The 23009-nt window shown below is 59.0% G+C and carries 24 protein-coding genes; 4 read left to right on the top strand and 20 right to left on the bottom strand.

The window, feature by feature from the left end; genetic code table 11:
- Positions 1 to 19: 19 nt before the first annotated feature.
- From phnC to ccmA, 11 genes are all read right to left on the bottom strand, one after another.
- On the bottom strand, positions 20 to 853 hold the full coding sequence (gene phnC / locus ACYZT6_RS06470) for a phosphonate ABC transporter ATP-binding protein (protein WP_462026193.1): 834 nt from the start codon (positions 851 to 853) through the stop codon (positions 20 to 22).
- Positions 854 to 1518: 665 nt separating this feature from the next.
- A complete protein-coding gene (locus ACYZT6_RS06465; RefSeq protein ID WP_462026192.1) occupies positions 1519 to 1926 on the bottom strand; it encodes a hypothetical protein in 408 nt (135 codons plus the stop codon).
- Between the two features lie 13 nt (positions 1927 to 1939).
- Complete coding sequence (gene ccmI, locus ACYZT6_RS06460) at positions 1940 to 3142, bottom strand: c-type cytochrome biogenesis protein CcmI (protein ID WP_462026191.1); 1203 nt, start codon at positions 3140 to 3142, stop codon at positions 1940 to 1942.
- The gene (locus tag ACYZT6_RS06455; protein ID WP_462026190.1) at positions 3135 to 3608 is read right to left on the bottom strand and encodes a cytochrome c-type biogenesis protein; all 474 of its coding nucleotides are present in this window, start codon (positions 3606 to 3608) and stop codon (positions 3135 to 3137) included. The genes ccmI and ACYZT6_RS06455 overlap by 8 nt, the downstream gene beginning before the upstream one ends.
- On the bottom strand, positions 3605 to 4141 hold the full coding sequence (locus ACYZT6_RS06450) for a DsbE family thiol:disulfide interchange protein (protein WP_462026189.1): 537 nt from the start codon (positions 4139 to 4141) through the stop codon (positions 3605 to 3607). The genes ACYZT6_RS06455 and ACYZT6_RS06450 overlap by 4 nt, the downstream gene beginning before the upstream one ends.
- A complete protein-coding gene (locus ACYZT6_RS06445) occupies positions 4138 to 6126 on the bottom strand; it encodes a heme lyase CcmF/NrfE family subunit (RefSeq protein ID WP_462026188.1) in 1989 nt (662 codons plus the stop codon). The genes ACYZT6_RS06450 and ACYZT6_RS06445 overlap by 4 nt, the downstream gene beginning before the upstream one ends.
- Positions 6127 to 6129: 3 nt before the next feature.
- Complete coding sequence (gene ccmE / locus ACYZT6_RS06440; protein WP_095127755.1) at positions 6130 to 6585, bottom strand: cytochrome c maturation protein CcmE; 456 nt, start codon at positions 6583 to 6585, stop codon at positions 6130 to 6132.
- Positions 6582 to 6758 carry a heme exporter protein CcmD gene (ccmD, locus tag ACYZT6_RS06435; protein ID WP_008145547.1) on the bottom strand — a complete coding sequence of 59 codons (177 nt, stop codon included), beginning with the start codon at positions 6756 to 6758 and terminating at the stop codon, positions 6582 to 6584. The genes ccmE and ccmD overlap by 4 nt, the downstream gene beginning before the upstream one ends.
- The gene (locus tag ACYZT6_RS06430; RefSeq protein ID WP_462029913.1) at positions 6755 to 7510 is read right to left on the bottom strand and encodes a heme ABC transporter permease; all 756 of its coding nucleotides are present in this window, start codon (positions 7508 to 7510) and stop codon (positions 6755 to 6757) included. Before ACYZT6_RS06430 ends, ccmD begins: the two co-directional genes overlap by 4 nt.
- A gap of 93 nt (positions 7511 to 7603) precedes the next feature.
- A complete protein-coding gene (ccmB, locus tag ACYZT6_RS06425; RefSeq protein ID WP_090188533.1) occupies positions 7604 to 8272 on the bottom strand; it encodes a heme exporter protein CcmB in 669 nt (222 codons plus the stop codon).
- On the bottom strand, positions 8269 to 8904 hold the full coding sequence (gene ccmA, locus ACYZT6_RS06420; protein WP_462026187.1) for a cytochrome c biogenesis heme-transporting ATPase CcmA: 636 nt from the start codon (positions 8902 to 8904) through the stop codon (positions 8269 to 8271). The genes ccmB and ccmA overlap by 4 nt, the downstream gene beginning before the upstream one ends.
- Positions 8905 to 9101: 197 nt before the next feature.
- Between ccmA and fliK the strand changes: the two genes are divergently transcribed.
- The 4 genes from fliK (at position 9102) to ACYZT6_RS06400 (ending at position 13551) form a co-directional block, all read left to right on the top strand.
- The gene (gene fliK / locus ACYZT6_RS06415; protein ID WP_462026186.1) at positions 9102 to 10676 is read left to right on the top strand and encodes a flagellar hook-length control protein FliK; all 1575 of its coding nucleotides are present in this window, start codon (positions 9102 to 9104) and stop codon (positions 10674 to 10676) included.
- Positions 10673 to 11002 (top strand): EscU/YscU/HrcU family type III secretion system export apparatus switch protein, encoded by a 330-nt coding sequence (locus ACYZT6_RS06410; RefSeq protein WP_462026185.1) that lies wholly within the window; start codon positions 10673 to 10675, stop codon positions 11000 to 11002. The genes fliK and ACYZT6_RS06410 overlap by 4 nt, the downstream gene beginning before the upstream one ends.
- Before the next feature lie 106 nt (positions 11003 to 11108).
- Complete coding sequence (locus tag ACYZT6_RS06405; protein WP_462026184.1) at positions 11109 to 12833, top strand: hypothetical protein; 1725 nt, start codon at positions 11109 to 11111, stop codon at positions 12831 to 12833.
- 70 nt (positions 12834 to 12903) lie between these two features.
- Positions 12904 to 13551: a hypothetical protein gene (locus ACYZT6_RS06400; protein WP_462026183.1), complete on the top strand. Its 648-nt coding sequence runs from the start codon at positions 12904 to 12906 to the stop codon at positions 13549 to 13551.
- 189 nt (positions 13552 to 13740) lie between these two features.
- On the opposite strand, the gene ACYZT6_RS06395 is transcribed toward ACYZT6_RS06400, so the two are convergent.
- The 9 genes from ACYZT6_RS06395 to ACYZT6_RS06355 all read right to left on the bottom strand — a co-directional run bounded on the left by ACYZT6_RS06395 (position 13741) and on the right by ACYZT6_RS06355 (position 22969).
- Positions 13741 to 14598 carry a hypothetical protein gene (locus ACYZT6_RS06395; RefSeq protein ID WP_462026182.1) on the bottom strand — a complete coding sequence of 286 codons (858 nt, stop codon included), beginning with the start codon at positions 14596 to 14598 and terminating at the stop codon, positions 13741 to 13743.
- Positions 14599 to 15072: 474 nt separating this feature from the next.
- Entirely contained in the window at positions 15073 to 15468 is a 396-nt protein-coding gene (locus tag ACYZT6_RS06390; RefSeq protein ID WP_462026181.1) for a DUF2802 domain-containing protein, read from the bottom strand.
- Entirely contained in the window at positions 15469 to 15954 is a 486-nt protein-coding gene (locus ACYZT6_RS06385; protein ID WP_059407544.1) for a chemotaxis protein CheW, read from the bottom strand.
- 87 nt (positions 15955 to 16041) lie between these two features.
- Positions 16042 to 16938 (bottom strand): CheW domain-containing protein, encoded by an 897-nt coding sequence (locus tag ACYZT6_RS06380; RefSeq protein ID WP_462026180.1) that lies wholly within the window; start codon positions 16936 to 16938, stop codon positions 16042 to 16044.
- Between the two features lie 135 nt (positions 16939 to 17073).
- A complete protein-coding gene (locus ACYZT6_RS06375; RefSeq protein ID WP_462026179.1) occupies positions 17074 to 17862 on the bottom strand; it encodes a ParA family protein in 789 nt (262 codons plus the stop codon).
- Positions 17863 to 17905: 43 nt separating this feature from the next.
- Positions 17906 to 18796 carry a flagellar motor protein MotD gene (gene motD, locus ACYZT6_RS06370; protein WP_462026178.1) on the bottom strand — a complete coding sequence of 297 codons (891 nt, stop codon included), beginning with the start codon at positions 18794 to 18796 and terminating at the stop codon, positions 17906 to 17908.
- A 15-nt stretch (positions 18797 to 18811) separates the two neighbouring features.
- Entirely contained in the window at positions 18812 to 19552 is a 741-nt protein-coding gene (locus ACYZT6_RS06365; protein WP_131061601.1) for a flagellar motor protein, read from the bottom strand.
- A complete protein-coding gene (locus ACYZT6_RS06360) occupies positions 19552 to 20688 on the bottom strand; it encodes a protein-glutamate methylesterase/protein-glutamine glutaminase (RefSeq protein WP_462026177.1) in 1137 nt (378 codons plus the stop codon). The genes ACYZT6_RS06365 and ACYZT6_RS06360 overlap by 1 nt, the downstream gene beginning before the upstream one ends.
- Before the next feature lie 49 nt (positions 20689 to 20737).
- A complete protein-coding gene (locus ACYZT6_RS06355) occupies positions 20738 to 22969 on the bottom strand; it encodes a chemotaxis protein CheA (RefSeq protein WP_462026176.1) in 2232 nt (743 codons plus the stop codon).
- Positions 22970 to 23009 lie beyond the last annotated feature (40 nt).

Raw genomic sequence — 23009 nt, 5'->3', positions numbered from 1 at the left:
ATGGGGATGATGGAGGTGTTCACACGCGAGCCAGCACCAACCGGGGCGCGGGTTCGGTGCGGCGGGTCTGGTCGGAAAACATCAGGCTGGTGTCGATGTCGGCACCGTACAAATCATTGAGGAACTGGCTGCTCAGATCAGCGGCGAGGCCGTCGAAATGAATCCGTCCGCCCTTGAGCGCGACGGCACGCGGGCAATAGCGCGTGGCGTAATCGACTTGATGCAGGGTCACCACCACGGTCTTGCCGTCGCGACGGTTGATGTCGGCGAGGATTTCCATGACCTTGCGCGCCGATTCCGGGTCCAGGGAGGCGATCGGTTCATCGGCCAGGATCACTTCGGCGCGTTGTGTCAGTGCCCGGGCGATTGCCACGCGCTGCTGCTGGCCGCCGGACAAGGTGGACGCGCGCTGCGCCGCCAGATCGGCCAGGCCGACACGGTCCAGCGACTCGAGGGCAAACTGCTTTTCCTGGGCATTGAACAGGTTCAAATTGCCGCGCCAGCGCGGCATGCGGCCCAGGCAACCGAGCAGCACGTTATCGAGCACGCTCAGGCGGTTGACCAGGTTGAACTGCTGGAAGATGTAGCCAATGTCGGCGCGCAGTCGACGAACCTTGCCATTGAGCCGCCCGGACGCCTGCACTTCGCGCCCCAGCACCTTGACGCTGCCGCCGTTGTTGCGATCGCAACAGGCCAGGCCCGCGAGGTGCCGCAGCAAGGTGGACTTGCCTGAGCCGGATGCGCCAATCAGCGCGACCATCTCACCGGTTGCGATGGTGAGTTCGAGGTCGACCAGTGCGGTCTTGCGCGCAAAGGTCTTGTTCAGATGATCGACATGGATAGCTGCGTTCATGGGCTTCTCTGTCTGGTTGAACAGCCGTCCCTGGCCGCTTTGAAGTTCAACCGACTTTAGGCACGGGCTGTGTCAGCCCTATGACTTGCACAAGTCGCTGGCTTAACCATTTGATGAAGGTTTTGTGAAAGGTTGAGCAGGTGGGGTTACCGCTGGACCTGTAGGAGTGAGCCTGCTCGCGAAAGCGGGGTGTCGGGGTAGGTAAGTTTTGATGGTGTACATATCCGTTTCTGCGGTAACGGCAGCTATTGGTTCCGCCCTTACGGCGGGTCACTTGGAAAAGCGCCAAGTAACCAAACGCTCTTGCCCCTGACGTTCGGTGCCTCGCTGTGGCTCGGCACCGTACGTCAGGGGCGAAAGCGTTTGGTTACTTGGGGTCGGGCCGCGCAGGCGCTTCCAAGTGACCCGCCGTAAGGGCGGAACCAATAGAAGCCGTTACCGGAGAAACGGATATGTACACCCTCAAAAAACATGTTGCCTGAAACATCGCCATCGCAGGCAAGCCAGCTCCCACAAGAAAACGGGGACATTCGCAAAATCTTCGTCACCCCTGAGGCCGCCTTCGCGAGCAGGCTCACTCCCACAAGGCCCAACGGTGAGCCCATCACTTTTCCTGCGCCCACAAAAAAGGCGACCCCGAAGGCCGCCTTGTTCTGCGCTGACAGTTACTCCCCGAATTGCCGTCCCAACCCACCCGGCACGCCATGGATATTGGTCTCTTCCCATGGCCCGTTCGGGCTGATCGCCCGGCTCCAGCCATTGTTCCAGCGGTAGTAGGTGCGCTGGCGGTAGAAAGTGTTGGGTTGATCATCAAGCACATAAACGCCGAGCTTGGCATCCCAATGGCTATTCCCACCCGGTGGCGGCGCGAAGCTGGCGGAGGTGCGTGGCAGCGGCTTGGCGGGCTTGGCCGGGATACTCGGCTTGCCCGGAGCAGGCGTCGTAGACGGTGTAGGCCTTGGCTGCGACGGCGGGATCGGTGGCGGAGTTGGCTGCTCAGGTGGCCGCTGGACCGCACAAGCGCTTAACCCCAAAACCAGGCTGAGCAGGGTGATACGAGCGATGGCGGTCATGGTGGCTTTCCTGTTATTTGTCCGGACTGTCGATGGTCAATTTTTGCGCCGCAGTGGTACTGCTGGCCAGAGGCTGGCTACGACCGATCCATTCGCCGGCAGTCGGTTGGCCGGCGCGGGAGATGCGCGCAACCAGTTGGACTTCAGGGAAGTTCGACAGTTTCAACTGCGGCATCATTGCGTCGGCATCGCCCAGTTCCACGGTGGCCGGCAAGTCGGCGACGGTCAGACGCTTGGCGGCCAGCGGTGCCGGTGGACCTGAGGTGGCGCGGGCGAAAATGAACACACTGTCGCCGGGCTGGACCTTGGCTTTGAGCTCAGGCGCCAGATCGACGGTGACTTTAAGCTTCGCTGCCGCTTTGGCCGCTGGGGCCTGGGCAACTTTGCCACCGCTGGCTTCAAGCTTTTCGGTCGCCCGGGTAATCCCGCCTTGCAGCGCCGCACGGGAACTGTCTTCCGGCGGCAATTGCGCCAACAGACGATTCCAGTAGTCGATGGCGTCCTGGTAACGCTGGCTTTCAAACGCCGCGATACCCAGCAGCCCTAGGCTGGTGACCTCTTTCGGATCGGCTTTCAGCGCTTCGTCAGTCAGTGCCTGAATCTTGTCCGACCATTTTTTGCCATCGGCGAAGTACTGGGCCTGAGCCCATTGGCCGAGCAGTTCCGGCTGACGACCGGCCAGGTTCACCGTGCGCTCGAAGATCTTCGCCGCGTCGCCAGGACGATCCTGAGCCATGTACGTGCGACCGAGGAAGTACAAGCCTTCAGCCGAATCCGGTTGAGCCGCGACCGCGCGTTCCAGGCGCTGGGTCATCTCTTCCATCGACTGCGGCGCCTGGGAGAATTCACGGGTCAGTTCGACTTTGTCACTGGCGCCGAAATGCAGGTACAAGCCAAGGCCCAGGACCGGCACCAGAATCGCCGCCAGCAAGGGCCACGGTTTGCCCAGGCGGGACACGCGCGGCGCCTCGACGTCTTCGGTGTCGGCGAGCAACTCACGGGCCGCTTCGGCGCGACCGGTTTCCAGTTGCGCAGCGTTGAGCACGCCCTCTTCCTGCTCGGTTTGCAACTCGGCCACGCGCTCTTGATACAGCGCGACGTTCAGGGCAGTACGATCCTCTTCAAGCTGCGCGCGACGGCCGCGCAAAACAGGAATCAGCAGAAAACTCAGGGCAACCAGAAGTAGCAGACCTGCAGCGAGCCAGAAATCAATCATTCTTGGTTTTATCCAACAGGTGGTCGAGGCGCTCGCGCTCCTCGGCAGAAAGCTCGTCCTGGGTGTCAGTGCGTTGCACGCGACGACGGCGGACGATCACGGCGATGATCACAAAACCGCCCAGCAGCAGGCCGGCGGGGCCGAACCAGAGCAAGGCGGTCTTGGCGTTCAGAGCGGGTTTGTAGCGGACGAAATCGCCGTAGCGATCGACCATGAAGTCGATGATCTGCTGATTGTCCTTGCCCTCGCCCAGCATGCGGAAAATCTCTTTGCGCAGGTCGGCGGCAATCGGGGCGTTGGAATCGGCGATGTCCTGATTCTGGCACTTGGGGCAACGCAGCTCTTTGGTCAGCTCGCGAAAACGCTCGCGATCGCCTTCTTTGGCGAACTCATAGGTGTCGATGGCCGCGTGCGCCACGCCGGCCATGCTCAAACCCAATACAAAAGCGGCTATCCAGCGTTTCATGGCTTGGCCTCATCCACCAGCGCCTGATACCTGGCCGCCAGTTTTTCGCGCCAGACTTGCTCGTCGATCACCCCGACGTACTTGTCGCGGATGATGCCTTTGGCGTCGATGAAAAAGGTTTCCGGTGCGCCGTACACACCGAGATTCAGGCCCAGCGAGCCTTCCGCATCACTGATGCCCAACTGGTAAGGGTTGTGGAATTCCACCAGCCACTTCTTCGCGTCGGCGTTGACGTCTTTGTAGTTGATGCCATAAATCGTCACGCCCTGCTGGGCCAGTTTGTTCAGGACCGGATGCTCGACCTTGCAGGCGATGCACCAGGTGGCCCACACATTGACCAGCGCCGGTTTACCGAGAATGTCGGCCTTGGTCAGGGTCTTGTCGCCTTCCACGGTCGGCAGGGAAAACGCCGGGAACGGCTTGCCGATCATCGCCGAAGGCAACTCGGCCGGGTCCAGGTACAACCCGCGATACAGGAAAACAGCCACCACCAGAAAAATCGCCAGTGGCAACAGCATTAACCAACGTCTCATGCCGTGGCTCCCGTCATGCCCAGTGCTTCACGCACGCGGCTTTTCACCTTGACCCGATAACGACGATCCAGCGCCGCCAGCAAACCACCGAAACCTGTGAGCAGCCCGCCGAACCAGATCCAGCGCACGAACGGTTTGACGTGCACGCGCACTGCCCAGGCGCCATCGCCCAGCGGTTCGCCGAGCGCAACGTAAATGTCACGGGTAAACCCGGCGTCGATCCCGGCTTCGGTCATCACCGAGTTCTGCACGGTATAGAGACGTTTTTCCGGGTGCAGCACGCTGACTTCCTTGCCGTCACGGATCACCCGGACGGTGCCCTTGTCGGAGGTGAAGTTCGGGCCTTCGTAGTGCTTGGCGCCTTCGAACACGAAGTGATAACCGGCCAGGTCCATTGACTCGCCCGGCGCCAGGCGCAAATCGCGCTCGGCACTGTTCTGGCTCGACAGCACTACGCCGAGGGCGCAAATCGCGATGCCCAAGTGCGCGATCTGCATGCCCCAGTAGCTGCGGGTCAGGGTCGGCAGGCCTTTGATCAGGCCTTTGTGGCGAGTCTTGTCGAAGATGTCACGCACGCCAGCCAACAGCACCCAGGCCGCGAGCATGAACGTGGCGATCACCGCCCAGTTGAAATCGCCGTACGCGACGCCGGCCACCACGGCCAATGCGGCGCTGCCGAGCAACACCGGGGTCAGCATGTTGAACAGCCATTTGACCGGGGTGTCTTTCCAGCGCACCAGCATGCCAACGGCCATCACCACCATCAGCAACGCCATCAACGGAATGAACAGCGCGTTGAAGTACGGCGGGCCGACCGACAGCTTGGCGCCGGTCATCGCATCGAGAATCAGCGGGTACAAGGTGCCGAGCAGGATCATCGACGCCGCCACCACCAGCACCAGGTTATTGCCCAGCAGCAGGGTTTCCCGGGACCACAGGTTGAAGCCGACGTGGCTCTTCACCACCGGGGCGCGCAGGGCGAACAGCGTCAGCGAACCGCCGACCACGAACAGCAGGAAAATCAGGATGAACACGCCGCGCTCGGGGTCGGAGGCAAAGGCGTGGACCGAGGTCAGCACACCGGAACGCACGAGGAAGGTCCCGAGCAAGCTCAACGAGAAAGCAGCGATGGCCAGCAACACGGTCCAGCTCTTGAACACGCCACGTTTTTCCGTGACTGCCAATGAGTGAATCAGCGCCGTACCCACCAGCCAAGGCATGAAGGATGCGTTTTCCACCGGGTCCCAGAACCACCAGCCGCCCCAGCCGAGTTCGTAGTAAGCCCACCACGAACCGAGCGTGATGCCGATACCGAGGAAGGCCCAGGCGACGATGGTCCACGGACGCGACCAGCGCGCCCACGCCGCATCAAGACGACCGCCCATCAGCGCCGCAATGGCGAAGGCGAAGGCCACCGAGAAACCGACGTAACCCATGTACAGCATTGGCGGGTGAACGATCAGGCCGATGTCTTGCAGCAGCGGATTGAGGTCCGCGCCGTCGCCGGGCACTTGCGGCAGGATGCGCTTGAACGGGTTAGAGGTGAGGATCAGAAACAGCAGGAAACCGGTGCTGATCATGCCCATCACGGCCAGCACGCGGGCCAGCATCACTTGCGGCAACTGCCGGGAGAACACCGACACCGCAAAGGTCCAACCGCCGAGGATCAAGGCCCAGAGCAGCAACGAACCTTCGTGAGCGCCCCACACCGCGCTGAACTTGTAGTACCACGGCAAGGCGCTGTTGGAGTTGCTGGCCACGTAGGCGACGGAGAAATCGTCGGCCATGAACGCGTACGTCAGGCAACCGAAGGCGAACAGCAAAAAGGTGAACTGGCCCCAGGCGGCCGGTTGGGCCAGGCTCATCCACAAACGGTCGCCGCGCCAGGCGCCGAGCAACGGCACGATGGCCTGAACCAGCGCGAAACACAGCGCCAGGATCATGGCCAGGTGGCCGAGTTCAGGAATAAACAGTCCGGATGTCATCGATCAACCCTCCTTCGCGGGCGTTGGAGCAGATTGACCGCTGTCTTTCAAAGCCTTGGTCACTTCTGGCGGCATGTACTTTTCATCGTGCTTGGCCAGCACTTCGTCGGCCACCACCACGCCGTCGGCGTTGAGTTTGCCCAGCGCCACGATGCCCTGCCCTTCGCGGAACAGGTCCGGCAAGATGCCGCGATAGCTGATGGTCACGGATTTTTTGAAGTCGGTGACGATGAATTTCACGTCCAGCGAGTCGCCGGAACGTTGCAGCGAACCTTTCTCGACCATGCCGCCAGCGCGAATGCGCGTGTCTTGCGGGGCTTCGCCGTTGGCGATCTGGGTCGGGGTGTAAAACAGATTGATGTTCTGCTGCAGGGCGCTCAGGGCCAGGCCGACGGCTGCGCCGACACCCACCAGGATCGCGAGAATGATGATAAGACGCTTTTTGCGCAGCGGATTCACTTGCCGTTCTCCCGGCGCAAACGACGCGCCTCTTGTTGCAGATACCGCTTGCGGGCCAGGATCGGCGCCGCCACGTTGAGGGCCAGCACCGCCAGGCAGATGCCATAGGCTGACCAGACATACAGGGCGTGATGGCCCATGGCGAGGAAGTCGCCGAATGAAGCAAAACTCATCGAACGGCCTCCAGACTGTTCTGCACTTCTGCTTTCACCCAGCTCGCCCGGGCTTCGCGCTTGAGCACTTCAAGGCGCATGCGCAGCAGCAGCACCGCGCCGAAGAAACAGTAGAAACCCAGCACCGTCAGCAGCAGTGGCAGCCACATCTCGACCGGCATTGCCGGTTTTTCGGTGAGGGTGAAGGTCGCGCCCTGGTGCAGGGTGTTCCACCACTCCACCGAGTATTTGATGATCGGGATGTTGATCACGCCGACAATCGCCAGGACCGCACAGGCCTTGGCCGCGCTGTCACGATTGCTGATCGCGTTGCCCAGCGCAATGAGACCGAAGTACAGAAACAGCAGAATAAGCATGGACGTAAGTCGTGCATCCCAGACCCACCACGAGCCCCAGGTCGGTTTGCCCCAGATCGCGCCGGTGACCAGCGCCACGGCGGTCATCCACGCACCGATGGGCGCCGCGCATTGCAGGGCGACGTCGGCCAGTTTCATTTTCCAGACCAGCCCGACGATGCCGCACACCGCCAGCATGACGTAGACGGACTGCGCCAGCATGGCGGCAGGAACGTGGATATAGATGATGCGAAAGCTGTTGCCTTGCTGATAGTCAGGCGGTGCGAAGGCCAGGCCCCAGACGACACCGACGCCGATCAGCAGCAACGCGGCGATGCTCAGCCACGGCAGCAGTTTGCCACTGATGCCGTAAAACCATTTGGGCGAGCCGAGCTTATGAAACCAGGTCCAGTTCATTACTGTTTCCATCACGGTTGCTCTTGGCTATCAAGAGCCAAGGGTCTGCCTTTCTTCAAAAAGAAGTGATCAAATTTTGACCAGGCCTCATTATTATTCGCCGACGCTGATCTTCAGGCCAGCAGCTATTGCAAACGGTGTCAGGGTTATCGCCAGGGCGGTCAGGCTACCAAGCCACAAGAGATAACCGGTCGCCGGCATGCCCTGCAAGGCCGCCTGCAAGGCGCCACTGCCGAGAATCAATACCGGGATGTACAGCGGCAGAATCAGCAGTGCCAGCAACAGGCCGCCACGTTTCAATCCCACCGTCAGGGCTGCGCCCACCGCACCGAGCAGGCTCAGCACCGGTGTACCCAGCAATAAAGAAAGCAGCAACACCGGCAGACAGGCGGTTGGCAAACCGAGCATCAACGCCAGCAGTGGAGCGAGCAAAACCAGTGCCAGGCCAGAGAAGGCCCAGTGTGCCAGTACCTTGGCCAAAACCAGAAGAGGCAGGGGGTGCGACGAAAGGACCCACTGTTCAAGCGATCCGTCTTCGAAATCACTGCGGAAAAGCCCGTCCAGCGAGAGCAAGACCGATAAAAGGGCCGCGACCCAGACCAGTCCCGGAGACAAGGTTTGCAACAATTGAGACTCGGGGCCGACCGCCAAAGGGAACAGCGAAACCACGATCGCGAAAAATACCAGCGGATTCGCCAGTTCCGCAGGACGACGGAACAGCAGGCGGGCCTCACGGGCGACCAACAGGCCGAAAACACTCATACGGCCCACTTCCCCAGATCGATATCGCGATAGCTGGCCGGCATCCGGCTCAGCGTGTGGTGAGTGGTGAGCACCACCATGCCGCCGCGCTCGCAGTGGGCGGCCAGGTGCTCTTCGAGTTGCGCCACGCCTTGTTTGTCGAGCGCGGTGAACGGCTCATCGAGGATCCACAGTGGCGGGCTTTCCAGGTACAAGCGCGCCAATGCCACACGGCGCTTCTGCCCGGCAGACAACGTGTGACAGGGAACATCCTCGAAGCCGCGCAGTCCGACATCAGCCAGCGCTTGCCAGATCGCCTCGTGGGAGGCTGGTTGATGCAGGGCGCAGAGCCAGATCAGGTTCTCCTCTGGCGTCAGCAGATCCTTGATGCCGGCGGCATGCCCGATCCACAGCAGGTTGCGCGCCAGTTCAAGGCGCTGATCGTTCAGCGGCTGGCCATTGAGCAGCACTTGACCGGCGGTCGGCTGCATCAGGCCGCACAACAGGCGCAGCAGGCTGGTTTTGCCGCTGCCGTTAGGGCCGCTGATTTGCAACATTTCGCCACTGGCCAGTCTCAATTCGAGATTTTCGAAGAGCAGCCGAAGGTCTCGCTCACAAGCGAGGGCAACGGTTTGCAGGACAGGACTGGTCAAGAGATCACGGGCCTTTTGCGGTTCAAGTCGGCGGCGGTGCGGCCGCTAAAGAGGTGCAGCATAGATGCATTGGCGGCTTGTTCTAGAGAGCTGCGTCAAACAAATGCAATGTTTTCGCCACTCCCCGAAAGACGGGCGGCATTATACATGCCATGCCCTACTCTAAAGAGTGCATTTTCCTCAGGTTGTGACCGCGTATGACAGGCGAAATGAACATCCTCCCGCTACCGCAGACCACCCCCGCGACTTCGCGGCCATTGGTGGTGAGTGGCGATCTGCTCAAGCTGCTGACGCCGATGGAGGGCCTGATCACTCCTGGCCAGACCGCCAAGGCTGAAGTGCTGTCGCTCAAGCAGGCGGATCAGAGCTTTCAACTGTTGCTCAAAGTCACCCTCGAGAGCGGTCGCCAGACCACAGTCCAGGCCACCAGCAACCAGCCACTGCCCCAAGGCACCACCCTGGCGATCACTCAACCGTCAGCGAGCAACCTGGCGATCACGGTGCAGCAGGCCATTGCTTCCAGCGTCGCCACCCTCACCCGCATCGACACCGCACAATTGCCGGTCGGGACACTGTTGCAGGGCAAAGTGCTGACCTCGCAGGTTTTACCGCAGGTGCCGGGACAGCCGACGGTGTTTCGCTCGATGGTCACCCTGCTGAACACCGCGTTGAGTGGCAGCACCCTGAGCATCGAGAGCCCTACGCCGCTGCGTATCGGTACCTTGTTGAGTGCCTTGGTACAGGACACGCAAACCTTGAAGTTCGTGCCGCTGAGCAATCGTCAGGAGCAGTTGGCGGTCACCCAGCAATTGGTCAGTCAGCAGAGCCGTCAAGGCTCGCTGGATGGCTTGATCAAAGTCCTGCAAAACCTGCCGCCGTCGGATCAGACGTCCAGCGACCTGCGCGTTGCCGTGGAAAAACTGCTGGCCGGTTTGCCGGACGTTCAGCAACTGAGTACCCCGAAAGGTTTGGCTCAGGCGCTGGCCAATAGCGGTGTGTTCCTCGAAGCGAAACTGCTGACCGGGCAAAACCCGACACTGGCGCCCGACATGAAGGGCGATCTGCTCAAGCTAATCGCGCAACTGACACCAGGATTGCCGGCCAACACCAATCTCAACGCGATCCTTGCGGCCAACACGCTGGTCCAGTCCATGCCGAGCTTCGTGCGCAGCGCACTCGGCATGCTCGGCCAGGTCAGCGCCAAACCGTTGCCCACCAGTTTCCCGCTGCCCGAACGGCTGCTGCAAAGCCAGGACGGTGAAAACGATCTGGAGCATTTGCTGCGTCTGGCCGCGGCGGCGGTTTCGCGCCTGCAGAGCCATCAATTGTCGAGCCTTGAGCAAACCGGCGTCACTGACGATGGACGGCTGCTCAGCACCTGGCAGCTGGAAATCCCGATGCGCAACCTGCAGGACATCGTGCCGTTGCAGGTCAAATTCCAGCGCGAAGAAGCGCCCGAAAAAGAACAACCGCACGAACGCCGAGACGAACGCGAGCCGAAACAGCAACTGTGGCGCGTGGACCTGGCGTTCGACATGGAGCCGCTGGGCCCGTTGCAGATTCAAGCGCAACTGATCAGAGGCAGCCTGTCCAGCCAGCTCTGGGCCGAACGCCCGTACACCGCCAGCCTGATCGAAAGCAATCTGGCTGCGCTGCGCCAGCGCCTGCTGGATTCCGGACTGAACGTCGGCGATCTGGATTGCCACCTCGGCACGCCACCGCAAGGCCCGCAAACCCGCCTCGAACAACGCTGGGTCGACGAAACCGCATGAGAAACCCCAACACCCCACGCCAGGCCATCGCCCTCAAATACGACGGCAGCCACGCCCCTACCCTCACGGCCAAAGGTGACGAAGAACTGGCCGAAGCCATTCTGAAAATTGCCCGCGATTATGAAGTGCCTATCTACGAAAACGCCGAACTGGTGAAGCTGCTGGCGCGGATGGAACTGGGGGAGAGTATTCCGGAGGAGTTGTACCGCACCATTGCCGAGATTATCGCTTTTGCGTGGAATCTGAAGGGCAAGTTTCCGGCGGGGCATGATCCGGAGGCGGGGATGGTCGAGAAGGATGTCACTGAGCGCGGCGAAGACTATTAGTTGAGCTTTACCATTCGTCAGGACTGTCAGATCTGACAGTAGGCAAGCCTTTTCAGGTTGGGCCATAAATCTCCATCAGCGCCCCCGTGCTGAACTGGAGTTCCATATGACCACATCTTCGAATTCGGAAAAAAACAAACCAGAAATGCTGGCTCTCAGACCGCTCCTCGTAGGAGGCCTCGTGCAGCCGATTGACGGTGACGAAGGCTACGATGGCGGAGTGGGAAGAGCTGCCTTCGAACAAAACCTGCGAATAACCGTTCCGGCCTGGCAAATGCAACTGGGAGACGAGTGCAGGTTGTATTGGCGCAACGTATCTGACCCGATAAGAGTGGCGATAATCGATACGGCGGACAAACTGAACAAGGATGTCATATTCACCCTGACGGGGCCGGAAATCCTTGATGGCCCAACAAGAACGTTTTATACCGTCACGGCGAAAAATCAGTCACCCGAACATTCACCTGAGTTAAAGCTGCTGGTCAAACGTACCTATCCCGGCGGCGAACTTGTCTACCCCGAACCTGACGGCCATCCCGAGCTGCGTTATCGATTCGAACCGGACGTATCGGACGGGATTGATCAGGACATGGTCAATAACGGTATACGTCTGCTTGTCAGCTCGTATCCCAATGTCACTATTTTTGACCGCATCATTGCGCGCTGGGGTGTTTCGGAAGAGGCCACTTTGTATCCCGTGACACAGCGCAACGTAGATGACCCGACCAATCATCCAATTGAGGTCTTCTTCAGCAAAGCGCTGATCGAGCGTGCAGGCAAAGGTACCCACTCAGTTACCTTCCAGGTTATCGACCGCTGCGGCAATTACCCCCACCCCAACGCACCATGGGCAATCCCCACCAAAGTCACCGTAAACATCGGCGACAATAAAAGGCTTCCACCACCCAGCTTAAAAGGGGAGGACCAAGGGGGAATCGTGGACCCTACCTTCCTGACGGATATAACAGTCAAAGTCCCAATAGAAGGGTTAAACCCTGACGACATTGTCCGGGTTAACTGGCAGGGGCGGATAAACCGGGAAACGTCTGAAAAAACCTATTCTGGAGGCGAAACACTCAATTTCCCCATTCCGCTCGAATGGGCGAGGGAAAGCGATGAAAGAGAGGTAACCATCGTCTACAAGGTCCGAGGCGCTGGCCCTGAGCGCCCATCCGAGCCCAAGTCCGTAAACATAAAAACCACCATTGATCCCAAGCAGCCAAAGGTTCTTGAGGCTTATGGAGCCTTGGGTGATCGCTTGAAAATGGCTGATATTTATTACGCACCCCATGTCACGATCGAGGTGCCGCAGTATCTCGGAATGGCAATCGGACAAACCATTCGTGCCCGTTGGGCTTCCGAAAGACATGTCTATGACAGCGCGATTACCACCGTTCAAAGGGTTGGACCCATGAGGTTCAAAGTTCCACGTCTGGAAGTCATTGATGCCATCGGCACGAAGGTTCCTGTCAGTTACACCGTGCGTAATTTTCCCAAAGGCCCACTCCACCGATCCAAGGCACTGCCATTGGCGGTGGACCCTCAGGCGTTCGATCTGACCGCTCCAAGGCTGACCGCTGACCGGACCAGGGTCACCGTTCGATACCCAGGAATGACCACCGGTTATCACGCGCGGGTACGAATCACCGGAGTAGAGACGCGCGAAACAGCATGGCAAGAACTAAATACAGACATGACGGCCGAGTTCTTGATTCCTCGTACATGGATAGACGAAAACGAAGGGAAACCCGTGCTAATCAATTACAGCGTCAATCAGTCAAGAGTTGATGAAAACAGCCAGTTCTCCAAGGTTTTGAGAGTATTCCTGTGATGCACCCGTAACAACATGCCCCCCACGCATTTTGTTGTACGTGGGCCTATCAATATGGAGATGTACAACGATGAATACTGTCCAGAATTTTATTGATCCCATTGCACCGAAAGTTCTCGAAGCTTATGGCCCAGCTGGAAACCGCTTAAACTTCAACGATATTTATTACAATGAATATGTCACTGTTCAGGTTCCACGCTACAGTGGCATGGCCAAGGGGCATACTGTGCGCGTTCGGTGGGTAACGGGACGTCATAGACATGACACTGAAACCCTGACTATTGATGTGCCAGAACCGCAAAACTTCAAGATCCCCCGCCTGGAGGTCATTGACGCCATCGACAGCTTGGTAACGATCAATTACTCCATTCGTACCGCCATGGGCGCCCCGCTTATTCCATCCAAATCGTTGACGCTTGAGGTGGACCCTCAAGACTTCGAATTAGTTGAGCCCAGGCTTTCGGATGACAGAAAAAGAGTTACCGTAAAATACTTCGGCATGACAACCGGGTATACCGCTCGAGTCCGCTGGCATGGAGTGATCACGCATGACACTGCAATCAAGCCCATCCTTAATGACTCGTCGATACCATTCGATATTCCCGAGACATGGGTCTTGGAAAACCGCGGAAGATCCGTATGGATCAACTACAGTATTCATCGTTCGGGCACGAGCGATAACTTAATGTTCTCGCAACTACTAAAAGTTACTTTATAACCGCGAAACCACACTAGAAGACAAAAAGAATAAACGACAAGCCAGCCCCGACTACGTGGCTTGTCGTTATAACTACTTATTGCAGCCCCACAATCTGATCACCAGCACCAAATACAAGTACAAGTACAAGTACAAGTACAAGTACAAGTACAAGCTCACCTGAAGCCATCAGGCTTGGCATTTAAAATTTTACTTCCAAATTTCCGACTGCTCTTGTTCATAAAAACTAAAAGCTGTCGCTGCACCGTCAACCAATGTAACCCGTATAACGGGCAGCAAATCGCCCGTCACATTGAAATAGTCCTTCTGGGCGTACTGCGCCCCTTCCATTCCGACTGCCCGTGTCTGTTTGTACAGGTAGAAAAATGCTGCTATCGGCAGTTGTTTTGGGATTCCTCTGGGCCAGGTTTTCAACATGACTTCGTTGTGATAGGGACGCTCTTCTATTGGTCGCTCAAAGTTATTCCGCGCTTCCAGACTTAGAGCAAACTGTTTTCTTTCTCCGGTAAACCCACATTGGTTCATATTCCTAGCTGAGAAATAACCAGAGCCGCCCACAGATCGGTAATGCTTCTTCCACGCCTCTAACGTCGTCACGACAATCTCCGGACAGGCGCGACTAGTCACTGGATAATTTCCATTAGGACCGCAACCGCCATTTGTTGGACGGCTGGAGGTATTGCCATCAGATGGGTATGAACAAAGCAAGGGCGTTGAGTAGGCCCCTAATCGTTCAGCAGTATCAAAATTTTTAAAAATGAAACCTTGAGTTTCATTCCAAACAAGAATTTCCGTTCCCAAGTCCTTGCGTAAATATGAGAATGACACCCCACCCATTTTTATCGAGTTGTCACTAGGGTCCCATGCATGATATGCAGGCTTGGTCCCGGTTACTCGAAGGATTACGCCACTGCAATAGTAAGCCGCTCGCCCCTGACAGTCTTTCGATACGAGTGAATACTTCGCGTTTAACCGATCAGCCGCCGCTTGGCCATACACTTGATCCGTAATCGTAAAAGTGAATACATTATTATCTGCAGCCCCCAAGTTTAACTTACTATGGGAACGTACAATGACGTGTAGTCAACGGCCCGAAGCAACATACCTGAACAATAATAAGCCGGCGCGCCATTCGGACACTGTGCAACGAGACTCGTGTACTTATTGTTCAAATTCGTGACCAGAGCCTGTCCGGACATCGCTTGAACTTGTGTAACGTAACACATCATTAAAATGATCAATGCTCTCATCTGGGCAGATCCTCTAGAGATAATCAATCTCAAGTCTCCACTGCCACACGCATTCAATTCTACTGTCAGAAATAACAGTACCGACGAACGGCACACCAGACTATCTGTCGTTGCTCAATCATTCAGTAACCAGATGAGAGATGTTTACGTCAGCACCCAATGCAAAAAAGATAGCAGCCTTCGTCAGCGTCTACATGGGTTTGTGTACACCAGTAGGCGCTGCCGAAGGCTGCGATCTTTGCACTTACTTGCCGCTTGCTGTTTAAAGCTTCTAGACGCTCTTATGCAACTTGCGCATCAACTCCGCCTCAGCCTGGGTCAACCCGCAAGACTGAGTCAGTTCATCAACGGTAGCTCCCATCCCGACCAGGCGCGCTGCCTGGGCAAACGACAGGCTCGACGGATCGCGCTGTTCCAGCTGCGCCAGTTTGTCCGGCAAGGGGCTGACGACGGCGCGCAGTTCGTGCAGGTCTTCACCCATGCGCACGTTGCCGCTTTGATAGTCGTCGACGCGCTTGGCCAGGTCCTTGATGCGCTGATCGCGCAACGCATCACCCTGGGCCTGTTGCGCGGCAATTTGCCGTTGAGCGCGAATGTACGCCAGGAACATTGCCAGCGTGCCTGCCCAGAAAAGGAACAGGACAATGACCGCTACCTCAAGAATCAATCAGATGTTCTCCAGGTCCGACCATTCTTCTTCGCTCATCATCTTGTCCAGTTCGACCAGGATCAGCAGTTCGTTGTTCTTGTTGCACACGCCTTGGATGAACTTGGCGGATTCTTCGTTACCGACGTTTGGCGCGGTTTCGATTTCCGACTGACGCAGGTAAACCACTTCGGCCACGCTGTCGACCATGATCCCGACCACTTGCTTGTCGGCTTCGATGATGACGATACGGGTGTTGTCGCTGATCTCGGCATTCATCAGGCCGAAGCGCTGACGGGTGTCGATCACGGTAACCACGTTACCGCGCAGGTTGATGATGCCCAGCACGTAGCTCGGAGCACCCGGGACCGGGGCGATTTCGGTGTAACGCAGGACTTCCTGAACGCGCATCACGTTGATGCCGTAGGTTTCATTGTCCAGTTTGAAGGTTACCCATTGCAGGATCGGATCTTCGGAACCCTTTGCATTCGTCGCGTGATTACTCATACCTGACCCCTCGAAAAACCGCTTCTGGCGGTGTGTGTTCTGTTGGCGGCATTCAACAATGCCGTCGCGTACTTGTTATGTCGGCAGCTATGTCGGTTTGTGTAGCGGCTTGCTGCTGCTCATGTGCTTAGCCCCGCCGCTGGCGATCAACTCGGCCAGGGCGGAAACGTCCAGCAATGCACACATGTGCTCAATCACCGTGCCGGCGAGCCATGGCCGCTGACCTCGATGACTTCTCCATTTGATTTCGTTCGGGTCCAGGCGCAACGAGCGGCTGACCTGATGCACCGCCAGCCCCCACTCGTAGCCCTGAACCGAAATAACGTATTGCAGGCCCTGACGGAAATCGTCGCGGTAACGGTCGGGCATGACCCAGCGCGCGGTATCAAGGACTTTCAGGTTGCCGGCCTGACTCGGCAGGATCCCGAGGAACCATTCCGGCTGACCGAACAGCGGCGTCAGCTCGTGACCGGCCAGGGAGTAAATCGAGCCCAGGCACACAAGCGGCACTGCCAGGGTCAACCCGGCGACATCGAACAGCAGGCATTCGAACGGCTCCGCAGCCCACGCCGGGCGACCGTCTGTTTCCACCGGTGGCGGCGTGTTGCTCGGTGGCAGATGGACTTCGACCAGCGGCGGCACCAGGGTTTGCAGCAGCGGTGCGAGGGTCGAGACCGGCGCCAGAATCGGCGCCGGCGCTTCTTCGATCACCACCGGGGCTTTTGCGACAGGAGCAGCTACTGGCGCTACGACAGGCACGGCAGCGACAACCGGCTTCTGCGCATCACGCGCCTGCTCTTCGAGCACCGCAGCCTGGAACTCGTCCAGTGCCGCTTCGACCTCGACCTTTTCAACGAACTCAATGACTGCAGCCACCGCTCCGACTTCCAGCGGCAACTCTTCAGTCGCCTCCATCAGCAAGCTGTCCAGATAAGACTGGAGCGCCAGTTGCGGACGCGAGGTGATTTTTACCGGCCGATTCATGCGCACACCGCCCTTGTAGGAGCGAGCGGTGCGGCGATCCGACTTGCCCGCGAAGAACGATGACGCGGTTTAACGGTTAAGACCGGGGTGCGGCCTTCGCGGGCAAGCCTCGCTCCTACAGGGACTGTGTTCATCTCACGCCACCTGCGGGACAAGTTGTGCCGCCAGCAACTGCTTGAGCAGTGCGCGATACGCCAGCACCCCGCGGCTCTTGCCGTCGAATTGCGAAGGCGTCAGCCCTGCCCGGCTCGCATCCCGCAGGCGCGTGTCGATCGGTATGTAGCCTTGCCAGATTTCTTCCGGGTATTTGTCGCGCAGCACGCGAAGGGTCCCGAGAGACGCCTGGGTACGGCGGTCGAACAGGGTCGGAATGATGGTGAACGGCAACGCCACTTTGCGTGAGCGGTTGATCATCGCCAGGGTGTTGACCATGCGCTCCAGGCCTTTGACGGCCAGGTGTTCGGTCTGCACCGGGATCACCAACTGCTGGGCCGCCGCCAAGGCATTGACCATCAGCACGCCGAGCAACGGCGGGCTGTCGATGACGGCGTAATCGAAGTCCTGCCACAGCTGCGCCAGGCTCTTGGCAATCACCAGGCCCAGGCCACTCTGGCCCGGAGACTGGCGCTCAAGCGTGGCCAGAGCGGTACTCGACGGCAACAGCGAAATGCGTTCATCACTGGTCGGCAGCAGCAATTGACCGGGCAAGCCTTGCGGCACACTGCCCTTGTGCAGGAACAGGTCGTAGCTGCTGTGTTCCAGGCTGTCGGGGTCGTAGCCGAAGTAGCTGGTCATGGAGCCGTGCGGATCGAGATCGACCACGACCACGCGCTTGCCCGCCTCGGCCAGTAAACCGGCTAAAGCGATAGAGGAAGTGGTTTTACCAACACCACCCTTTTGATTGGCAACGGCCCAGACTCTCATTCGGATTGTTCCTCCCGGCCGACATGATCGACCGAGAAATAGCTCAACGTGTTAATGCAGGCGACGGAGAATTGACGGCGCTCTCTCGTACCGGCGACTTGACTGGGGTCGGTGCAGTTTGTGTGCCAGCACGCTTCAACGCGGCATCCGGTTGCGCATGGGCGGTTCCGGTACCGGTGAGGCTGCGGCGTACATCGAGATTGCGTGACACCACCAGCACGACGCGACGGTTACGTGCCCGGCCCTCAGCAGTGGCGTTATTGGCCACCGGCTGGAATTCGCCGTAACCCACCGACGCCAGACGGCCAGGGTTCACGCCCTGCATCGCCAGCATGCGCACGATGCTCGCCGAGCGGGCCGAGGACAGCTCCCAGTTCGTCGGGTATTGCGCGGTGCGGATCGGTTGATCGTCGGTAAAGCCTTCGACGTGAATCGGGTTGTCGAACGGCTTCAGAATGCCGGCAACCTTGTCGATGATGCTGAACGCCATGTCGCTGGGCATGGCGTCGCCGCTGCCGAACAACAGGCTGGAATTGAGCTCGATCTCGACCCACAACTCGTTGCCGCGCACGGTCATCTGGTTGGACTTGATCAAGTCGCCGAACGCCGCGCTGATGTCATCGGCGATACTTTTCAGCGGATCGCTGGCCCCGGCAACACCCGCGTCGACCTGCTCGCTGTCCTTGACCAAGGGCTTGGCGGGGGTCACGGTCTGCGGCCGTTCTTCACCGATCGGAATCGGCTTGAGCGAGCGATCGGCATCCGCAAAGACCCCGATCAACGCTTGCGAGATGACTTTGTACTTGCCCTCGTTGATCGAAGAAATCGAGTACATGACCACGAAGAATGCGAACAGCAACGTGATGAAGTCGGCGTAGGAAACGAGCCAGCGTTCATGGTTTACATGTTCTTCAGGTTGCCTGCGACGTGCCATGGTCCATGTCTCCCATCAATCCATGAAGCCCTGAAGCTTCAACTCAATAGAGCGAGGGTTTTCACCCTCGGCGATCGACAGGATCCCTTCCAGCAACATTTCGCGATAACGCGACTGGCGCAAGGCCACGGACTTGAGCTTGGCGGCAATCGGCAGCAACACCAGGTTGGCACTGGCCACGCCGTAGATAGTGGCGACGAACGCGACGGCAATGCCGCTGCCCAGTTGCGTCGGGTCGGCCAGGTTGCCCATGACATGGATCAGGCCCATCACCGCACCGATGATGCCGATGGTCGGCGCGTAGCCGCCCATGCTTTCAAAGACTTTCGCCGCTTCAATGTCGCGGGATTCCTGGGTGTAGAAATCCACTTCCAGAATGCTGCGAATCGCTTCCGGCTCGGCGCCGTCCACCAGCAGTTGCAGGCCTTTGCGCGAGTAGCTGTCAGGTTCGGCATCGGCCACCCCTTCCAGACCGAGCAAACCTTCCTTGCGAGCGGTCAGGCTCCAGTTCACCACGCGATCAATGCCGCCGGCCAGGTCGACGCGAGGCGGGAACAGAATCCAGCCAATGATTTGCATGGCGCGCTTGAAGGCGCTCATCGGCGATTGCAGCAACGCCGCGCCGATGGTCCCACCGAGTACGATCAGCGCCGCCGGGCCGTTGGCCAAAGCGCCGAGGTGACCGCCTTCAAGGTAGTTGCCGCCAATGATGGCGACAAACGCCATGATGATCCCGATAAGGCTTAAAACATCCATCAGATACACGCCTCGACCAAGTGCCTGCCAATATCGTCCAGACCGTAGATCGCGTCGGCGAGGTCGGCTTTGACGATGGCCATCGGCATGCCGTAAATCACGCAGCTCGCTTCATCCTGAGCCCAGATCGCACTGCCGCCCTGCTTGAGCAGGCGCGCGCCTTCACGACCGTCGGCGCCCATGCCGGTCAGTACGACCGCCAGAACTTTGTCGCCGTAGGACTTGGCGGCCGAACCGAAGGTGATGTCCACGCACGGTTTGTAGTTCAGACGCTCGTCACCCGGGAGGATTTTCACCGCGCCACGGCCATCGATCATCATTTGTTTGCCACCCGGTGCCAGCAGCGCCAGGCCCGGACGCAGGATGTCGCCATCCTCGGCTTCCTTGACGCTGATGCGGCAGAGCTTGTCCAGACGTTCGGCGAAGGCCTTGGTGAACGCGGCCGGCATGTGCTGGATCAACACGATCGGGGCCGGGAAGTTGGCCGGCAACTGGGTCAACACCCGCTGCAGGGCAACCGGACCGCCCGTGGACGTGCCGATGGCCACCAGTTTGTAGGCTTTGCGTTTCGGCGCGGGCGACGACGGGCCGGCCGATGCAGGGGCGTGGGTACGCGCCGGAATCGGTGCCGGCGCCGGACGCGCAGGTGCGCTGCCGTAACTGCTGACGCTCGAAGGCGCAGGCGTCAGGGCTGGCGCGGCGACCGGGGCCGGTGCGCTGTAGGTGTTGGCACGACGGTTACTGCGCGAAATGCTGAGAATCTTCTCGCACAGCAGTTGTTTGACCTTCTCCGGGTTACGAGAGATGTCTTCGAAATTCTTCGGCAGGAAATCCACCGCGCCGGCATCCAGCGCATCGAGGGTTACCCGAGCACCTTCATGAGTCAGCGAGGAGAACATCAATACCGGGGTCGGGCAGCGCTGCATGATATGCCGCACGGCCGTGATGCCATCCATCATTGGCATCTCGTAGTCCATGGTGATCACGTCTGGCTTGAGGGCCAGCGCCTGATCGATCGCCTCTTTTCCGTTGGTCGCCGTACCGACGACCTGGATATTCGGATCCGCTGAAAGAATTTCCGAGACGCGGCGGCGGAAAAACCCCGAATCGTCCACCACCAGGACTTTGACTGCCATAAACACTCCGTTAGACGGAGCGAGGCTCAGTCGCCCCGCTCCACCAGAATCAAATACGCCGTGCGGCGTAACGCTTGAGCATGCTCGGAACATCGAGAATCAGCGCAATGCGACCGTCACCGGTAATGGTGGCGCCCGACATGCCCGGGGTTCCCTGGAGCATTTTGCCCAATGGCTTGATGACCACTTCTTCCTGGCCCACCAACTGGTCGACGACGAAGCCGATCCGCTGAGTGCCCACCGAAAGGATCACCACATGGCCTTCGCGCTGCTCTTCGTGAGCGGCGGAGCTGACCAGCCAGCGCTTGAGGTAGAACAATGGCAGTGCCTTGTCCCGCACGATCACCACTTCCTGGCCGTCCACCACGTTGGTGCGCGACAGGTCGAGGTGGAAGATCTCGTTGACGTTCACCAGCGGGAACGCGAACGCCTGGTTGCCGAGCATGACCATCAGCGTCGGCATGATCGCCAGGGTCAACGGGACCTTGATGACGATCTTCGAGCCTTTGCCTTTGGTCGAGTAGATATTGATGGTGCCGTTGAGCTGGGCGATCTTGGTTTTCACCACGTCCATACCCACGCCACGACCCGACACGTCGGAGATCTCGGTCTTGGTCGAGAACCCCGGGGCGAAGATCAGGTTGAAACAGTCGGACTCGCTGAGGCGGTCTGCCGCATCTTTGTCCATCAAGCCTTTCTTCACAGCAATGCCGCGCAGAACATCAGCGTCCATGCCCTTGCCGTCATCGGAGATGGACAGCAGGATGTGGTCGCCTTCCTGTTCGGCGGACAAAATCACTTTGCCGCTGCGTGGCTTGCCCATCGCTTCGCGTTCGGCCGGCTCTTCGATACCGTGGTCGACCGAGTTGCGCACCAAGTGGACCAGCGGGTCGGCCAAGGCCTCGACGAGGTTCTTGTCGAGGTCGGTTTCTTCGCCGACCAGCTCCAGGTTGATCTCTTTCTTGAGCTGGCGAGCCAGGTCGCGAACCAGGCGCGGGAAGCGCCCGAAGACTTTCTTGATCGGTTGCATCCGGGTCTTCATGACCGCGGTTTGCAGGTCGGCCGTAACCACGTCGAGGTTCGACACGGCCTTGGACATGGCTTCGTCGCCGCTGTTGAGGCCCAGACGGACCAAGCGGTTACGCACCAGAACCAGTTCGCCGACCATGTTCATGATTTCGTCGAGACGCGCGGTATCAACCCGCACGGTGGTCTCGGCTTCACTGGCCGGTTTTTCCGGTGGTGGAGCGGACGGTGCACGGGCCGGAGCCGGTGCTGCAGCAGCAGCTGGCTTCGGCGCTTCGGCTTTCGGCTCGGGCGCTTTGGCAACCGGTTTCGGTGCAGCAACCTTGGCGGCTGGAGCTGCAACCGCAGCACCTGTGCCGACTTCGGTGAACTTGCCTTTACCGTGCAATTCGTCGAGCAGTGATTCGAACTCGTGATCGGAGATCAGATCGCCGCCGGCCGCTTTAGCGGTTGGCCCAGCCGGCGCAGGTACGGCAGCAATGGCCGATTCCAGCGCATCGATAGCAAAGTTGCCCTTGCCGTGCAGCTGATCGAGCAGTGCTTCGAATTCGTCGTCGGTGATGTCGGAGCTGTCGCCTGCCGCTTTCGGGGCAGCCGGTGCAGCAGGCGCTGCCACTGCGTCGACGGCGAACTGGCCTTTGCCGTGCAGTTGATCGAGCAACGACTCGAACTCGGCATCGGTGATTTCGTCGCCGGCCGCCGAATCGGCGGCAGCCACTGGAGCAACTGTCGGCGCTTCGGCTTGAGCCTTGACGGCGTTCAGCGAGTCCAGCAGTTGTTCAAATTCGTTATCGGTGATGTCGCCCGATTCTTCAGCAGCTGGTGCTTCGACCACTTCAGCAACCGGTGCGGTTTCATCAGCCGTTTGCGGCTCGGCCAGACGGGCCAGTGCCGCCAGCAATTCAGGCGTGGCAGCCGTAATCGGGCTGCGTTCGCGCACTTCGGTGAACATGCTGTTCACTGCGTCCAGCGCTTCGAGAACCACGTCCATCAGTTCCGAGTCGACGCGACGTTCACCCTTGCGCAGGATGTCGAACACGTTCTCGGCGATGTGACAGCACTCCACCAGCTCATTGAGCTGGAGGAAGCCGGCGCCCCCTTTTACAGTGTGAAAACCGCGAAAAATTGCATTGAGCAAATCCGCATCATCCGGGCGGCTTTCAAGCTCGACCAGCTGTTCGGACAGTTGCTCTAGAATCTCGCCGGCCTCAACCAGGAAATCCTGAAGGATCTCTTCATCGGCGCCGAAGCTCATTAAGGGGGTGCTCCTACAGGTCTAAAAACCTAAAAAACCT

This window comes from Pseudomonas sp. RT6P73 (assembly GCF_054897715.1).
The sequence above is the reverse complement of the archived record's forward strand: the minus strand, read 5'-3'. Positions and strand labels throughout refer to the sequence as shown.

Excerpts from the sequence above, each read along its gene's own strand:
- phnC (WP_462026193.1), bottom strand. The coding sequence starts at position 853 with ATGAACGCAGCTATCCATGTCGATCATCTGAACAAGACCTTTGCGCGC.
- ACYZT6_RS06465 (WP_462026192.1), bottom strand. The coding sequence starts at position 1,926 with ATGACCGCCATCGCTCGTATCACCCTGCTCAGCCTGGTTTTGGGGTTA.
- ccmI (WP_462026191.1), bottom strand. The coding sequence starts at position 3,142 with ATGATTGATTTCTGGCTCGCTGCAGGTCTGCTACTTCTGGTTGCCCTG.
- ACYZT6_RS06455 (WP_462026190.1), bottom strand. The coding sequence starts at position 3,608 with ATGAAACGCTGGATAGCCGCTTTTGTATTGGGTTTGAGCATGGCCGGC.
- ACYZT6_RS06450 (WP_462026189.1), bottom strand. The coding sequence starts at position 4,141 with ATGAGACGTTGGTTAATGCTGTTGCCACTGGCGATTTTTCTGGTGGTG.
- ACYZT6_RS06445 (WP_462026188.1), bottom strand. The coding sequence starts at position 6,126 with ATGACATCCGGACTGTTTATTCCTGAACTCGGCCACCTGGCCATGATC.
- ccmD (WP_008145547.1), bottom strand. The coding sequence starts at position 6,758 with ATGAGTTTTGCTTCATTCGGCGACTTCCTCGCCATGGGCCATCACGCC.
- ACYZT6_RS06430 (WP_462029913.1), bottom strand. The coding sequence starts at position 7,510 with ATGAACTGGACCTGGTTTCATAAGCTCGGCTCGCCCAAATGGTTTTAC.
- ccmB (WP_090188533.1), bottom strand. The coding sequence starts at position 8,272 with ATGAGTGTTTTCGGCCTGTTGGTCGCCCGTGAGGCCCGCCTGCTGTTC.
- fliK (WP_462026186.1), top strand. The coding sequence starts at position 9,102 with ATGACAGGCGAAATGAACATCCTCCCGCTACCGCAGACCACCCCCGCG.
- ACYZT6_RS06410 (WP_462026185.1), top strand. The coding sequence starts at position 10,673 with ATGAGAAACCCCAACACCCCACGCCAGGCCATCGCCCTCAAATACGAC.
- ACYZT6_RS06405 (WP_462026184.1), top strand. The coding sequence starts at position 11,109 with ATGACCACATCTTCGAATTCGGAAAAAAACAAACCAGAAATGCTGGCT.
- ACYZT6_RS06400 (WP_462026183.1), top strand. The coding sequence starts at position 12,904 with ATGAATACTGTCCAGAATTTTATTGATCCCATTGCACCGAAAGTTCTC.
- ACYZT6_RS06385 (WP_059407544.1), bottom strand. The coding sequence starts at position 15,954 with ATGAGTAATCACGCGACGAATGCAAAGGGTTCCGAAGATCCGATCCTG.
- ACYZT6_RS06380 (WP_462026180.1), bottom strand. The coding sequence starts at position 16,938 with ATGAATCGGCCGGTAAAAATCACCTCGCGTCCGCAACTGGCGCTCCAG.
- ACYZT6_RS06375 (WP_462026179.1), bottom strand. The coding sequence starts at position 17,862 with ATGAGAGTCTGGGCCGTTGCCAATCAAAAGGGTGGTGTTGGTAAAACC.
- motD (WP_462026178.1), bottom strand. The coding sequence starts at position 18,796 with ATGGCACGTCGCAGGCAACCTGAAGAACATGTAAACCATGAACGCTGG.
- ACYZT6_RS06365 (WP_131061601.1), bottom strand. The coding sequence starts at position 19,552 with ATGGATGTTTTAAGCCTTATCGGGATCATCATGGCGTTTGTCGCCATC.
- ACYZT6_RS06360 (WP_462026177.1), bottom strand. The coding sequence starts at position 20,688 with ATGGCAGTCAAAGTCCTGGTGGTGGACGATTCGGGGTTTTTCCGCCGC.
- ACYZT6_RS06355 (WP_462026176.1), bottom strand. The coding sequence starts at position 22,969 with ATGAGCTTCGGCGCCGATGAAGAGATCCTTCAGGATTTCCTGGTTGAG.